Source organism: Methanosarcina sp. UBA411 (assembly GCF_002495725.1).
Taxonomy (GTDB): Archaea; Halobacteriota; Methanosarcinia; order Methanosarcinales; family Methanosarcinaceae; genus Methanosarcina.
On record NZ_DAGK01000033.1, the window covers coordinates 95,711 to 108,942 of the forward strand.

Genomic DNA, 13,232 nt, shown 5'->3' on the forward strand with positions numbered 1-13,232 from the left:
ATAATAATAATAATAATAAAGTTAAAACTTATGATCCTGGCAATAGTGAAGACAACTCGAACACTCAAAACTTTTTAGCATACATTCTATAAACAGGTAATGAAATTTTAAATTGTTTATGAAAAAGAAGGTTTCATATGCCTTCTTTTTAGATGGCTTAACTTTTGTATTTTTCTGGGATCACCATCAAGGCAATTAAAACGTAACAAAGTGGGCGAAATGTTACATTACCCCAGTTAATATACTTTCCAATTACTGGCTTTTGTACTATTTTCTCGCCAATGACTCCAGCAAAAACCAAGATTGTTGTAAAGATTAACCAGGCCTGAACCATGAAAATTATTCCCAGAAATATCATCTGCATTGGGACATTTCCTGAATTTATATTAACAAACTGGGGCAAAAAGGCAAGGAAGAAGAGGGCAACCTTAGGATTTAAAACATTCATAAAGATCCCGCACCTGTAAAGGGTAAAGGTATTTGTTTCTAGGATAGGAGTCGAAGATATTAGCTCTTCACTTTCTTTTAAGGCGTGCCAGACAAGATAAAGCAGATAGGCTATACCCGCATATTTTACGATTTCAAACGCAAGAGTGGATTATATACCAGGGCGAAATTCCAAACGCTGCTGCGGTGGTGTGAACAAGTACGCCTGTAGAGAGGCCGGGCGCGGTTGCAATTCCTGCTTTCTTTCCCTGAGAATACTCTTGGCTAGTACGAATAAAATATCAGGGCCTGGGAGGAGCGTAAGCGCAGCAGAGGCTGCAATAAAATAGATTAACTGGGACTGTTATATCAAGTTTCTCACTTTTCCATTTTTACTTTCCTTTTTCTTACCTTTCCTTTTTTACTTCTTTTTTACTTAAATCTCGCTCCTCAGTAAACTGTAAAATCTTTCCTTAGCTTCTCTCTCAATCCAGGGCCGATGTCCGCATTTTTCCAGTAAAATGAACCTGAAATCCTTTAAAATCCGGGAGAGAGGTTCTTTAACTCCTTCAAAAGGATGGGGATCGTAATCACCATGAACCGCAATTACCTGGCAGCGGATTTCTTTTCCTAGTTCAAGCAGTTTTCCGCAGCTTCTCAGTTCACTGGCTTCTTCCCACACGCCTTTGAAGCTTTCATAGCTACATTGGATCAGCTCGTCCTTATAGGGAAGAGGATGATAAGCATCAGCTTTCGACATTAACTTCCCAAAGGTGCACAGAGCTTCATCCCGGTTTTTAGCTGAAGGCTCGTTCAGGGTTTTGGCCAGTCTGAGGAAATTTTCGAAATCTTCTTTTCCGAGTCGGCTTATCCTAGTTTTCATTATATTCGCAGCGTATTTTTCTTCGTAAGGGCCGCTTCCGACAAGTATGAGCTTTTTTACGAGCTCCGGATACCGGGCAGTAAATACAAAGCTGAGCATCGCACCCCAAGAAAAACCAATTAAGGTAACAGGCAGGTCGCCGTGCTCTTCGAGAACCTCCCGGAGTTCTCTGACCTGTCCTTCAAGAGTCACTGCGGTTTGAAGCGGTTCAAGCACGCCTCTAAAAGCGGAAAGCTCCCTAGCAACAGGTGCCATTTCTCCAGGGGCGCCAGGGCCGCCGTGGATTACAACAAGACTAAAAGGTGGGTTTCCGTATCTTCGCAAGGTTTCCATGTTTTTTCGATTCAAGCGGTTTTGATTTTAATAGATAGCTTTTTTGATTTCTAGAGTTTAGCTTTTTCGATATTATAGGAGTTAAAAACAAATTTCAGGAGTAAAGTAACTCAAATTTTATTGTTTTTATTTCAGTGCTTTCAGAGCTCTTTGCCGTTTCACGAACCTAGCTCCCATTTCAAAGGCTTTCTGGCAGTCCTGCGGAAACACTTCTTCTCGCCTTTTTGCCTTTTCCTGAGGATTGAAGATGGACGAAACATATTTTGAATAATCATCAAACTGGTATGTGTCGGTGCTGCATAATGGTTCGGAATACCCGAATATCCTTGTTGCAACCCATTCATTTAACTCAATAAGCTTATTAATCCCAACCAGCTCAAAAAGATCCTCAGTGATATTCATAGTGTAGATAAAACCAACAGGAATATTTTTAGGATAGAATGTCTGTATGTCAACGGAGTAGGTTATGTAAGGAAATATATAGCGCTCCATAAAGGACCGCATTTCTCCTGTAAAATTTCCAAGGTAAATTGGCGATCCGAGTATTACTGCATCGGCATTCTCCAGCCTTTCCAGCACAGGTGTCAGCTCATCCTTTACTGCGCACTTTCCAAAGCTTTTTCCACCTTTTAATTTGCAGGCAAAACAACTTATACAACCTTTAAAGTCGAGATCATAGAGATGTATTAGTTCTGTTTCTGCGCCTTCTGAAGCTGCACCTTCAAGAGCCTTTTCCAGCAGGGTAGCTGTGTTCCAGTTCTTTCTAGGACTTCCGTTTATCGCTATCACTTTCATGACTTTTACCTCGTAATTTCTTGTTCTTTTACATTATATTCGCGATAAGGGTAAAACATGCCAGTTGCTTAAAGAAAAAACAGTATCGCGAGTTTTTGTGAACTAATAGTCAAATTTCTCTATGCAATCACTATGGTTATAGGTTACTAAGATAGCCAGTATAGCCTTGGTATATAATCGGGCGGAATAGATTGTTTTAAAATTAGGGGTTCTGCCAGTGTTAGGAAGATTCCAAGCTGGATGTTTTTATCTACTGATATGTTTTTTCTGGTTACAAGTGATTTTTTAAGCCTGTATAAATATACACAAATTATTTATTAAGTTGGGAGTCTTATCTAATATTGTAAAAACTTCGATTGTCAACTCCGATTTTTTTAAATTCGACATCTAAGGAATACTAACAGCCTTTCAGCCTACTGACGCTTTTCCAGAGTTGAGAGTTTCATGAATAAGCAAAAAGCCATACTGATATTAATATTGCTCATTCCCCTCCTTTTTGTGCTGTATTTCTTCGGTCCTTTTCTTATTTATGCACTTTTTGACAGTTCTTGGTACTATTCCGAAGAAGTTGATATTGGGCCTCTTGATTACAGTTCCGTACTTACGAAAGCTGAGAAAGCTGATTACGAGATAGAAGGTTCCTGGCCTTGGCCTGGAAATTTTTCGGGCTTTGAGCCGGGGGATGTCCCTGAGGTCCGGGAAAATTTTGGAAGTGCTGCTCTTGTGCAGAACATAAGGTTTAACTATAACGAGAACTCCGAACTTACGGTCTTTGTATGTGAAGACGGAACTGAAGCAGGGACCAGAACCTGTATTGCCATCTCGAACTTCAGCCACTCCGACCCCGAATCTCCCTTACAGCTATCGGAATTTCCGGATGATCCCTGGATGCTTGAAAAACTCGGGCTTCTCTTCGGCCCGGATGAAAAAGCTCCGGAAAAGTATCTTGAGGCTCTGAAAAAAGCCGCACAAAACCAGACATTGGATGCTGAAATACAGGTGAACGAGTCTCCAGATTTCCCGGCTGTATATGCCTATCTTACGGAAAGTAGTGATGGTTCCGATTCCAGTTACAATTCCGGCTTGGGTTTTTATGGATACCCCAGTATAAGTTCGGATACGAAAGAAGTCTTTTTAAAGAACGGAAACCAGGTGGGTTCAGTAAGGTATTTTGTTCCGGAGGCAAGGGTAGTAACTTATGATAAGGGAACCGATACATAGTTGAACTCGATTCCTCAGGAAGGGTTAAGCTCGAAATCATAATGCATGTCGGAAGTAGCGGAGAATCGATACCTGAAGAAAAATATAGGGTAGTTTTCAGGGAGATGTTTGAAGAAATGGGACTTTCTCCTGAAGTGGTGGATAGCTTGGAATTTTTTCACAGCTCTTCAAGGGTGTGGTGAAACTGCCTGAAGCTCAAGCAATTTATTTGCTTTATATTTTGGAAAATGGAAAATACCTGAAATATGCTAGTAAACTTGCTGAAAAATGTGCTGGAAAATAGGACCTTAGTCTGGCTTTTAAAAATCAGGTTATGGTGAAGGAAAAATGGGAGAAAGGGTTAGGGTTGCTACGGCTGCTTCACACCGTAACAGACCCAATCATGTACCTCTTATGTTTATGCACTGTGTACAGGTGCATAGCTGTTTCCAGGATATGGCGACACTACCTGTCTGGGCAGGTCAATATCCAGGGCTTCTCTCAAGACCTCTTCAATGGTCTCTACAGGTACGAACTTAAGCTCGTTTCTGGCATCTTCAGGCACATCTTCAAGGTCCCTTTCGTTTTCTTTTGGCAGGATTATTTTCTTTATGCCTGCCCTGTGAGCTGCCAGGATTTTCTCTTTTATGCCTCCAACGGGCAGTACTGCACCGCTCAGTGTTATCTCCCCTGTCATGGCAAGTTTGGGGTCAACCGCTCTGCCGGTTATCAGGGATGTAAGGGCGGTAAAAAGGGTTATGCCTGCTGACGGGCCGTCTTTAGGGGTTGCACCTGAGGGCACGTGGATGTGAATGTCGCTTGAGGTGAAGTCAAAGCTGTTTGCAGTGTTTGCAAGCCGTGACCTGACAAGGCTCAAAGATATCTTTGCAGATTCCTTCATCACGTCCCCAAGCTGGCCTGTAAGCGTGAGTTTTCCACTGCCGGGCATAAACGTGCCTTCTATGAAGAGAATATCTCCTCCTACAGGCGTCCATGCAAGTCCTGTAACCACGCCAGGTATATTCTCTTTTCTAGCCTCTTCCTGCCGGATTATCTCTTTTCCGAGAATCTCTTTGAGCATGTCCACCCTGACCACATAAGGAAGGTCGACCTTGCCTGAAACTATTTTCTCGGATACAAACCTTGCAGTCTTGGCAAGCTGTTTTTTAAGTCCCCTGACTCCGGCTTCGCGGGTATATTTATCGATGATTACTTTCAGGGCTTCATCTTCAATTCTAAGTTTATCCGCATCAAGTCCGTGGTCTTCCAGTATGCAGGGCAGCAGGTGGTCTTTTGCGATTGCAAGTTTTTCATTCTTTGTGTAACCTGAGATCTCGATCGTTTCCATTCTGTCAAGAAGCGGCCAGGGGATACTTGCTAGGGAGTTGGCAGTGGCTATGAACAACACATCAGACAGGTCATATGGGATTTCAAGATAGTGGTCTGAGAAGGTGCTGTTCTGTTCAGGGTCAAGAACTTCCAGAAGGGCACTTGCCGGATCTCCCGAGTAGGAAGCTGAGAGCTTATCTACCTCATCAAGAATAAATACCGGATTTTTCGTGCCTGCTTTTCTCATACCCTGAATAATCCTTCCGGGAAGAGCGCCGATATATGTCCGCCTGTGTCCCCGGATTTCAGCCTCGTCTTTGACGCCTCCAAGGCTGACCCGGACATATTTTCTGCCCAGAGCATCGGCAATGCTTTTCCCGAGGCTTGTTTTACCGGTTCCGGGCGGCCCTACTAGGAGTAGAATTGAGCCCTGCTTCTCATGTTTCAATTTCATGACTGCCAGGTGCTGGATTATTCTCTCCTTGACCTTCTCCAGCCCATTGTGGTTGCTCTCAAGCACCCGACGGGCTTCGGCAATGTCGATACTCTTCTTCTCTTCAGTTATCCAGGGAAGGTCGAGCAGGAGGTCAAGATAATTCCTTATAACATGGGCTTCAGGGTTGTGACTGCCTCCGGTTTCGAGTTTCTTTAATTCGGAAAGTGCCTTCTTTTTTACCTCATCAGGCATAGTCGAGTTTTCAATCCTTTCTCTATACGCAGCGTCGCCTGAAGCCGAGTCGTCTCCTTCGTTGAGTTCTTCCTGAATTACTTTAAGTTGCTCACGGAGCATTGCCTCTCTATTCGACTTGCTTATTTTGTCGGTGACTTTTTTTGCCATTTCTATCTGGAGATTGATGCTTTCTTTATGCTTTGTCAGGATGTGAAGGAACAGAAGATACCGCTCACGAACCGAGGGGAGCTCCAGGAGTTTTTGCTTTTCGGCAAGTTTTACGGGTATGTACGGCATGACAAAGCCTATTATCTGGTCAATAGAGTCCATCTTATCAATTGACCGGGTAAACTGCTCGGAGCCCTGGAACCTGTTGCTGATTTCGTGAATTGTCTTTTTTACATTCGCCATCGCTTCGGCTTCAGTGTCCTCATCAAAGTCTGGTATATCATGGACAGGCTTGTAAGTTGTGTAGAATAACCCATGCTTCCGATAAAGAGATACCACTTCTACCCTTTCGGTAGCCTTTGCAACAACGAGATATCCGTCATCAGCAGGATGTACATATGTGATTTTAAGCAAATTTCCGGTTCTATACAGGCTCTCTTCTGATAGGTCTTCTTCTGATAGGTCTGAAACCTTTGTGCCGCTCTTTACCGTCAGCCCGATAGCGTTAATGAACTCGGAGTTTTTCATTTCATTTAACAGTGTTTCACCGGTAACTTTGTCAGCCATGAGTTTTGTCCGGCTTTGAGGGTAAACCACTATCTCAAAAAGGGGTATAACCAGTTTCTCTCTGTTATCGTCAGCTTGTTGTGAATACATTGTCATCGTCTCAATTATCATCTCAAGTACTTAGTTTAAATTAACCTAACTATTTTCGCAAGCAAAAAAATTATCTTACTTTTCTTAGGATTTCTATAAGCGTATCCAGCTCTTTTTCATTCAGTGAATTCGCCATTCTTTCAATAACCTTCAATAAAGCGTTCTCTTCGGCACGGGCTAACATTTGCCCTTTTTCTGTCAGACGAATATAGAAAATTCTGCCGTCATCCTGGCACTTCTCCCTGTACACACACTCCATTTTGATAAATTTGTTAATCATCTCGGTGATGGTGGGCTTTGAATTGCTAGTGATTTTAGCAAGCTTACTAAATGTTACTTCCCCGCATTCGTCAATGACCTTCAGGTATCCGATCTGCTTGAGAGTAATGTCCGATAGTCCACATTCGGAGAAGATCTGACAGGAGCATTCGCTTTTGATTTTGATAAGGTTTTCAAAAACTATGAACAAATGCTCTTTTTTCTCCATCATATCTTGATCTGTCCTGTTAGTTAGGCATTACCTAATTAAATAGTTTTCGGCCATGCTAAGTTTAACCTGCAACTATTGAGCCGCAACCGTTGCGCCGGTTGATCACGCCGATAGGGTTTGAGGATAAAATTATCAAATTCAAACTTTGCTGAGGTTTTCGCTCAAGCCTTTTTTGAAAAGGCTTGGAACTCAATTTATTTTCCGTCAATCAATAAACTCTTAATTACAGCATTTCCGTATTTGTCAATGATAACTTTTGCATCAACTTTTGTTTTCCCGGTCTGTTGTGCCTTTTCTATTTCCATTCCCCTGCCTTCGGGAACAAAATAACTTTCAATACCGTAATCAACCCTCAATTCTTTAATGGTCGCTTCCTCTGTCATATTACTCGATTCGTCTGTTTCCCAGTCGTATATAACACCTTTTACCTTACCTTTGATGTAAAGTTCATCCTCGGGCGGAGTGGTATATATTTCTTTAGGTATGCCGTATCCATTTTCAAGCTTCAGTGTAAGATATACTGGCTCATCGTAATAAAAGTCAGAATTCTCAGCATGAAACTTTTCCATATCAAGGGTACTGATTTCGTAATTAAGGGTCACATAGTCTCCTCTGAATAGGTCTCTTGGGTCTACTGGCAGGGTTTTGAGCATAACTTCAGTGCCGGTCCTGAGGGTATACTCCTTATAGGCAATAAAGCCTGAAAAAATGAGAAGCCAAAAAACTAAGGTAAGGTAAAGGACTTTCTTCTGGTTCATTTGCAGCCCCTCCCTGCTTCTGAAAATTTTATGATTCCACAGTCTCTGAATCTCAAACTGCAGTTTTTCATTCTCCCACTCCGGCAAACTTAGCTTTCAATTCTCTTCTTTTTCTTTCCAGTACCACACTTAAAGTCAGCAGGGCAAGCCCTCCTATTATGAAAAAGAATGACCTCGGAAGAAGGTCCCAGAAAAAATCGAAATATCTTGCAAAAATCAGCGGTATAAACCAGAACATGGCAGTATTGATTATCCCGATGTCTTCGGTGCTGTATCCTGCATACAGAAGCAGAACCAGAAGCCCGAGGAAAACAAGATTAAAAAAGCCCATATAGGCTTCTTCCGACACCTGACTGTTTGTGGTTATCAGAGTTATTCCAGCCATTAAAAACGAGATTGCGGCCATGCTCGTGTCTGTCTGAAAACCTGTAAGCCTTGATCGAAGAGATTTTGAAAGCAGGACTGCCAGAAAAAGAAGTCCCAGAAAAGCATAAATTACAGAAACAATCTCCTCGCCTTTTGACTCAAGGGGCCCGAAAGTGTATATGAACAGTGCAATGAGTACAGCTTGCAGTCCCATGAACTTAAACGTTGACACAGTATGTTTTAATTTTGCTGACAGCTCATGCAAAATTCCTGAAAAATAGATTGCAATTCCTGACATGAGGTAGAGATCCAGGATGTTTATAGATTCACTGAGGCTATTTCTTTCGCTGTACAGAAGGCCTATCCAAAGGTAAAAAAGCAAAGAGCAAAGCCCGGCGACCGCAGTAGACCTGTAGCCGTAAATCAGGGGAAAAACTCCAAGAAGCCAGATGAGGACAAGGGTGCTGTTGTTGGCATTGATATTGTAAATCTGGGCGATTAAAAAGAGGCTTGCTCCGAAAAGCAGAGCTGAAAGGAAAAGCAGGGCAGAACCCAGCCTCGAATATTTCTGATTCTCATATTTCAGGCTGTAACCGGTATAATGTATGCCTACTGTACTTCCTGCAAGCAGCATGATTTTGACAGTATTCCCGATTTTCTCCCAGTTGGAGGCTACAAAGAGAATGGCGCCAATCCCGATTAGAATTGCCCCGATGGTAGAAAAGGCAATAATTTGTTTTTTTGACCGGTGCTCTGCTTTATACTCCTCAAGGTCTGCCCTCATTTTCTCGGCCTGGGCGTGATTAATTGTGCCTTCGTCCAGCCATTTTCGGATCAGGTCCTGGTCAAACATACATTGATTTTATCGAATTTCACTATATAAATAATTTCTTTATGATTAACTCCAAATTCCTGATATTATTCGGAGACTTACCAGATTATTTTTATATTCAGTTCCAGCTTAACAGACTAATGTTTAGAATCATTGTTTCAAAAGAAGTTTGAACCTGAATTACATACTTTTCCTATCATACAAATTGGGGTGACACAGAATGAACTGCAGTGAATTAAAAGAAGGTCAGATTCTTGTTTGTGAAGGGTGCGGGTTCGAACTAAAAGTAATAAGTGCATGTGGAGATTCCTCCTGTACTACTGATGCTTGCTGTACCGGCGACATAACCTGTTGCGGAGAACCAATGAAAATAAAACAATAAGCCTGAAAAAAATTATTCCGGTAAAATATATAAAATAGAAAAAAATAAAATAGAAAAAAAATAGAAGAGGAAAAAATATTTAATAATTAAAGAAGATCCCGTAATTATTCGGAGGAATACAAATCTAGGAATAGTCTGGAAGAGTATTAGGTAAAAAGCATGGAAAAGATTCTTTATTTGGAGCTTTTTCTTGAGGTCTAAAAATCTCAATAATCTGTTTTTTGCTGTCTTTTTTCTTTTATCCTTCCCAGTAACCCGTTGATCAGCCTGGTTATTGAATATGAGCTGAAAAACCAGATCAAAAGAGCAATAATAATTGAAAGACCCCATCTGTTAAGGTGCTCCATACAGAAAACAACAGTGAGCACGCATATAGTACAGCCAATCATTCCTGAGCTTGCTCCAAGGGCAATGTCAGAAGCCTGCTCTGAGGTTCCGAAATGTCCTGCCATTATCACGGCAGCCGCCATAACAGCTGGAAAAGCTGCAAAAACTCCCGCAAAAGATTTTGAAGGGATTATCTGCAGCATGATATAACAGGCAGCAACAGTACCTCCTCCAAAAACGAACCTAAGAGCAAGGTCCCTGAGATTTAATTTCATGATATGACTCCTTATTTTTACTTTTTCTTTTTTCACAGCCTGAACCATGTGAAGTAAATTGTGGGAGCAAGTACGGCCCAGAGGATAAGTGCGTAAGCCAGTCCTCTTTTCCACCCGTATCTGAGAATAAAATAACTTGCAGCAAGGGCACAGCAAATATCAGCTATCATTCCCACAAGTGCACCTTTTGAAAGCTGCTCTGAAATCAGGAGCAATTCACTGCCTTCATAATCCATTCTCAAGCCCAGAATCGCTGCCAGGTACACGGCAGGGAAAGCTGCGAAAATTCCACCCAGCCTGCCTCCGAAATTCTTTGCAATGAGGGCGGAAATAGCAACTGCACTTCCTCCAAAAAGAAAGCGAAGAAGAATTGGGGATACCTCAATATTCAGCATTATATCATGTCCTGTGTACTGGAACGCTCAGATGAACAGTAACATGCACCTTCTGGAGAATCGGGATTGTTCTAAAGTTTGCTTTAACGTTAGTACTCATATTTTTCCCTTATCTCGGATTCTTTGAAGACACTGAGCCCCAGTTTCTCAAGGACTTCGGAAATTCTTTTCCTATCTCCGCTTTTCATGGATTTCCGGTCAAAATAAGCAAAATCAGCCTTTGATTTCTCAATTGCCTGCCTGATCAGGGCTTCATCCACGAATTCCAGCTGGTACTTGGGAAAGTTGTGCCCGAAAGAGATTTCAGTTTCGAGTAAAAGCCCTGTCTGGCGCATGGCATAATGCCCTCCTCCAAAACCAAGGGCAACAGGAACTTTTTCAAGGGAGACTGCAAGGACAGCTTTTGCAGCAGCTTCACCTGCTTCAGAATCTTTCCACTGCACTTCAGTGCTTCCTATTTCGGCATAAATCGACGGAACTGAAAGTTCTGTGGGCCCATGATGGGTTACTTCGAGGGTAACATCATATTTCAGGCCTTTTTGCTCAACCTGTCGCTTCATTTCCATAAGAATGGATTTCATAGCAGCAGGAGAGGAAACTGCAAGGGATTTCGGGCAGCCTCCAAGCCTTGCCTCGCCCGAGGGGTTTCCTGTGCAGTGAACTGTAAGGGAAGATATTTCCTCTTTGCTCCGGTGTTTAGACGCAAAAATGATAAGGGAAGCTGGCAGCCCTGCGTTTTCTAGTTTTCGATCAAGTCCGTCCTGGAAGATATGCATTTCTTCAATATCAATAAGCCTGAACTTTCCATCCTGCGATTCCCTGGCCGCAGAGAATCCGGAATTTTCAGGAAGCTCAAGGACTTTCCATTCCTTAAGGCTCAAAAGATGTGTTTTAATGTTCTGGCTGGCAAGGTCGGGGGCAGAACAGATGATTGTTATTTTTGGAATCTGGTTTCCAGGGAGGTTTTTTTTCTGGCTCCCGGAGTTTTCTGAATTGCTGTTTTCTTTCATTTCTGATCAATTCGGGGCTTTTTCAGTTTACGCCCCCTATAGATTTCGTTAAGATAGATAAATCCAACCCATAAATCCAACCCCGTATAGCAGCCTGGGTCTAAACCTGAAGAGGCTGTGAAAAGTTACATTGAAAAATTAGAAAATTACCCGAAATATTAGAAACGTTACCTGAAATATTAGAAAGGTTACCTTGAATGTTAGAAAGGGTAAGCCAGATGAAGAAAAAAATGTTTTCAAAAAGGGTTTTGGCAGACTCCTGCCTCTTAATAAGCAGGAGTCTACATCTTTCCTATGGAAATATGTTTTTAAAGTGCTGGAACAGGATCATCCAATGTGAATGTAAGCGTCCACAAGTTTCTTGATTTCTTCGTTCTTGCCGTACAGTCTCTCACTAAGCTGGTAGTCGTTGTAAGCTTCGAGGCCATTGACAATTCCGTCAAGCATACCTTCAGTGAACACCTCGTCCGTCATGAAGATATCCTTTTTGGCTTTCAGAGCTTGGGCAGACTCGTAGCAGGAAGCAGGCAGGTGATCGAGCTCGGCAAGTCTGTCTTTGTGTTCGTCCTTGAAGATGTTTACACTGATGTAAAGTTTCTTGGAAAGCTCAAGGGCATTGTCCATTTCAAGTCCGTAGCGGGTACCAACGCAGAGTCCGGCGATAAGGAGATAAACGTCAGCAGAGCCGTCTGCAGCACGGAATTCATAGGTCTGCTTGCCGTAGTATTCCTTGAGTTCTTCAGAATAGTTCGGGTTTGCAATAGTAATCATCTTGCTTGCGTCCCCGGACCAACCGAGAGGCACACGGATAAGGGCAGAGCGGTTCCTGTCTCCCCAGCAAACATTTGTTGGAGCTTCCTGGTGAGGTACAAGGCGCAGGTAGGATGTTGGGATTGTGTTCCCAAAAGCAGTAATTGCTGAAGCAACGTCCAGACAGCCGACGATTGCTTTCTTTGCGGCATCGCTCAACTTTCCGCCATTTTCAACGGTTGCGGTCTTGCCGTCCTTCATAAGCTTCATGTGGATATGCAGCCCACTGCCTGCCTTTCCGACTGTAATCTTCGGGGCGTAGCTAACAGTGACTCCATACTGGGCTGCAATCATTCTCAGCATCCACTTTCCAACAATCAGACGGTCAGCAGCGTCCTCAACATTTGTGGTTTCGAACTCGATTTCGTTCTGTTCGTAGTAGTATTTATCGTCAGTGAAATTTCCGACTTCAGAGTGTCCGTATTTAATAAATCCGCCAGCTTCGGAGATAGCGAGCATTGCATCTTTCCTGAGCTGCTCAAATTTTGTGAAGGGACCTGATTCATGATATCCTCTCTGGTCAACAGCCGGGAAGTCAGTATCAATCTGATCTTTGTCGCAAATAATGTAATACTCAAGTTCAGCCATTACATTTAACTCGTAGCCTGTCCTCTCCTTCAGAACCGCATGAGCCTTCTTCATTATGTTCTCTGGGGAGCTTGCAAGGGGATTTCCGTCCTTGTCAAAGTATGAACAGAGTAAGTCGAGGGTCGGGATTTCTTCAAACGGGTTTACAAAAGCAGTGCGATATTTCGGCACGACATAAAGGTCGCTTGAGTCAGCTTCGATGTATTTGAAAATGCTGGAGCCGTCTACTCTTTCTCCGGTGGAAAGTATCGTATCAAGGTGTTCTTCATTCCTGATGATAAAGTTGAGGGCTTTAAGTCTCCCGTCCCCACCAACATAGCGGAAGTTGAGCATCTTAATACCATTCTCTTTAATGAACTTTATAATATCCTCTTTAGTGAATTCGCTTGCTGGTTTATTGAGGAACTGTACCAGTTTATTAGGATTCATTTCTACAGATGATGGTTTCATAATTATCCCTTCTTTTTAATTGAAATATCCGAGTATGAAGCCTCATTTTAATCCCGAATATTTTTCAGGCTCACGGGTTATTACATTG

General features: G+C 42.5%; 14 protein-coding genes. 3 read left to right on the plus strand and 11 right to left on the minus strand.

From position 1 onward, the window contains the following. Nucleotides 1–157 precede the first annotated feature (157 nt). From BP861_RS13045 to BP861_RS13055, 3 genes are all read right to left on the minus strand, one after another. Nucleotides 158–580: a LysE family translocator gene (locus tag BP861_RS13045; RefSeq protein ID WP_292376299.1), complete on the minus strand. Its 423-nt coding sequence runs from the start codon at nucleotides 578–580 to the stop codon at nucleotides 158–160. A gap of 282 nt (nucleotides 581–862) precedes the next feature. Further along, nucleotides 863–1,657 (minus strand): alpha/beta fold hydrolase, encoded by a 795-nt coding sequence (locus tag BP861_RS13050; protein ID WP_292376218.1) that lies wholly within the window; start codon nucleotides 1,655–1,657, stop codon nucleotides 863–865. Between the two features lie 111 nt (nucleotides 1,658–1,768). Then, entirely contained in the window at nucleotides 1,769–2,437 is a 669-nt protein-coding gene (locus tag BP861_RS13055) for a flavodoxin family protein (RefSeq protein ID WP_292376220.1), read from the minus strand. A gap of 444 nt (nucleotides 2,438–2,881) precedes the next feature. On the opposite strand from BP861_RS13055, the gene BP861_RS13060 reads away from it, so the two are divergent. Both BP861_RS13060 and BP861_RS13065 read left to right on the plus strand, forming a co-directional pair. Continuing rightward, nucleotides 2,882–3,658: a hypothetical protein gene (locus tag BP861_RS13060; RefSeq protein WP_292376222.1), complete on the plus strand. Its 777-nt coding sequence runs from the start codon at nucleotides 2,882–2,884 to the stop codon at nucleotides 3,656–3,658. Between the two features lie 41 nt (nucleotides 3,659–3,699). Then, complete coding sequence (locus BP861_RS13065) at nucleotides 3,700–3,840, plus strand: hypothetical protein (RefSeq protein ID WP_292376224.1); 141 nt, start codon at nucleotides 3,700–3,702, stop codon at nucleotides 3,838–3,840. A gap of 215 nt (nucleotides 3,841–4,055) precedes the next feature. On the opposite strand, the gene lon is transcribed toward BP861_RS13065, so the two are convergent. The 4 genes from lon to BP861_RS13085 form a co-directional block, all read right to left on the minus strand. Further along, nucleotides 4,056–6,461 carry an endopeptidase La gene (lon, locus tag BP861_RS13070; RefSeq protein WP_292376301.1) on the minus strand — a complete coding sequence of 802 codons (2,406 nt, stop codon included), beginning with the start codon at nucleotides 6,459–6,461 and terminating at the stop codon, nucleotides 4,056–4,058. Between the two features lie 70 nt (nucleotides 6,462–6,531). Beyond that, nucleotides 6,532–6,951 carry a MarR family winged helix-turn-helix transcriptional regulator gene (locus tag BP861_RS13075; protein WP_292376226.1) on the minus strand — a complete coding sequence of 140 codons (420 nt, stop codon included), beginning with the start codon at nucleotides 6,949–6,951 and terminating at the stop codon, nucleotides 6,532–6,534. Nucleotides 6,952–7,145: 194 nt separating this feature from the next. Then, nucleotides 7,146–7,709, minus strand: coding sequence for a GDYXXLXY domain-containing protein (locus BP861_RS13080; protein WP_292376228.1), 564 nt, complete (start codon nucleotides 7,707–7,709; stop codon nucleotides 7,146–7,148). 67 nt (nucleotides 7,710–7,776) lie between these two features. After that, complete coding sequence (locus BP861_RS13085; protein WP_292376230.1) at nucleotides 7,777–8,928, minus strand: DUF2157 domain-containing protein; 1,152 nt, start codon at nucleotides 8,926–8,928, stop codon at nucleotides 7,777–7,779. A gap of 199 nt (nucleotides 8,929–9,127) precedes the next feature. Between BP861_RS13085 and BP861_RS13090 the strand changes: the two genes are divergently transcribed. Then, nucleotides 9,128–9,289, plus strand: coding sequence for a hypothetical protein (locus BP861_RS13090; protein WP_292376232.1), 162 nt, complete (start codon nucleotides 9,128–9,130; stop codon nucleotides 9,287–9,289). A 206-nt stretch (nucleotides 9,290–9,495) separates the two neighbouring features. Here BP861_RS13090 and BP861_RS13095 read toward each other — a convergent pair whose 3' ends face one another. From BP861_RS13095 to BP861_RS13110, 4 genes are all read right to left on the minus strand, one after another. After that, nucleotides 9,496–9,891 (minus strand): DUF3147 family protein, encoded by a 396-nt coding sequence (locus tag BP861_RS13095; RefSeq protein WP_292376234.1) that lies wholly within the window; start codon nucleotides 9,889–9,891, stop codon nucleotides 9,496–9,498. A 32-nt stretch (nucleotides 9,892–9,923) separates the two neighbouring features. Next, the gene (locus BP861_RS13100) at nucleotides 9,924–10,286 is read right to left on the minus strand and encodes a DUF3147 family protein (RefSeq protein WP_292376236.1); all 363 of its coding nucleotides are present in this window, start codon (nucleotides 10,284–10,286) and stop codon (nucleotides 9,924–9,926) included. An 89-nt stretch (nucleotides 10,287–10,375) separates the two neighbouring features. After that, nucleotides 10,376–11,296 (minus strand): D-aminoacyl-tRNA deacylase, encoded by a 921-nt coding sequence (locus BP861_RS13105; RefSeq protein WP_292376238.1) that lies wholly within the window; start codon nucleotides 11,294–11,296, stop codon nucleotides 10,376–10,378. Between the two features lie 327 nt (nucleotides 11,297–11,623). After that, a complete protein-coding gene (locus tag BP861_RS13110; RefSeq protein WP_292376240.1) occupies nucleotides 11,624–13,144 on the minus strand; it encodes a glutamine synthetase family protein in 1,521 nt (506 codons plus the stop codon). Nucleotides 13,145–13,232 lie beyond the last annotated feature (88 nt).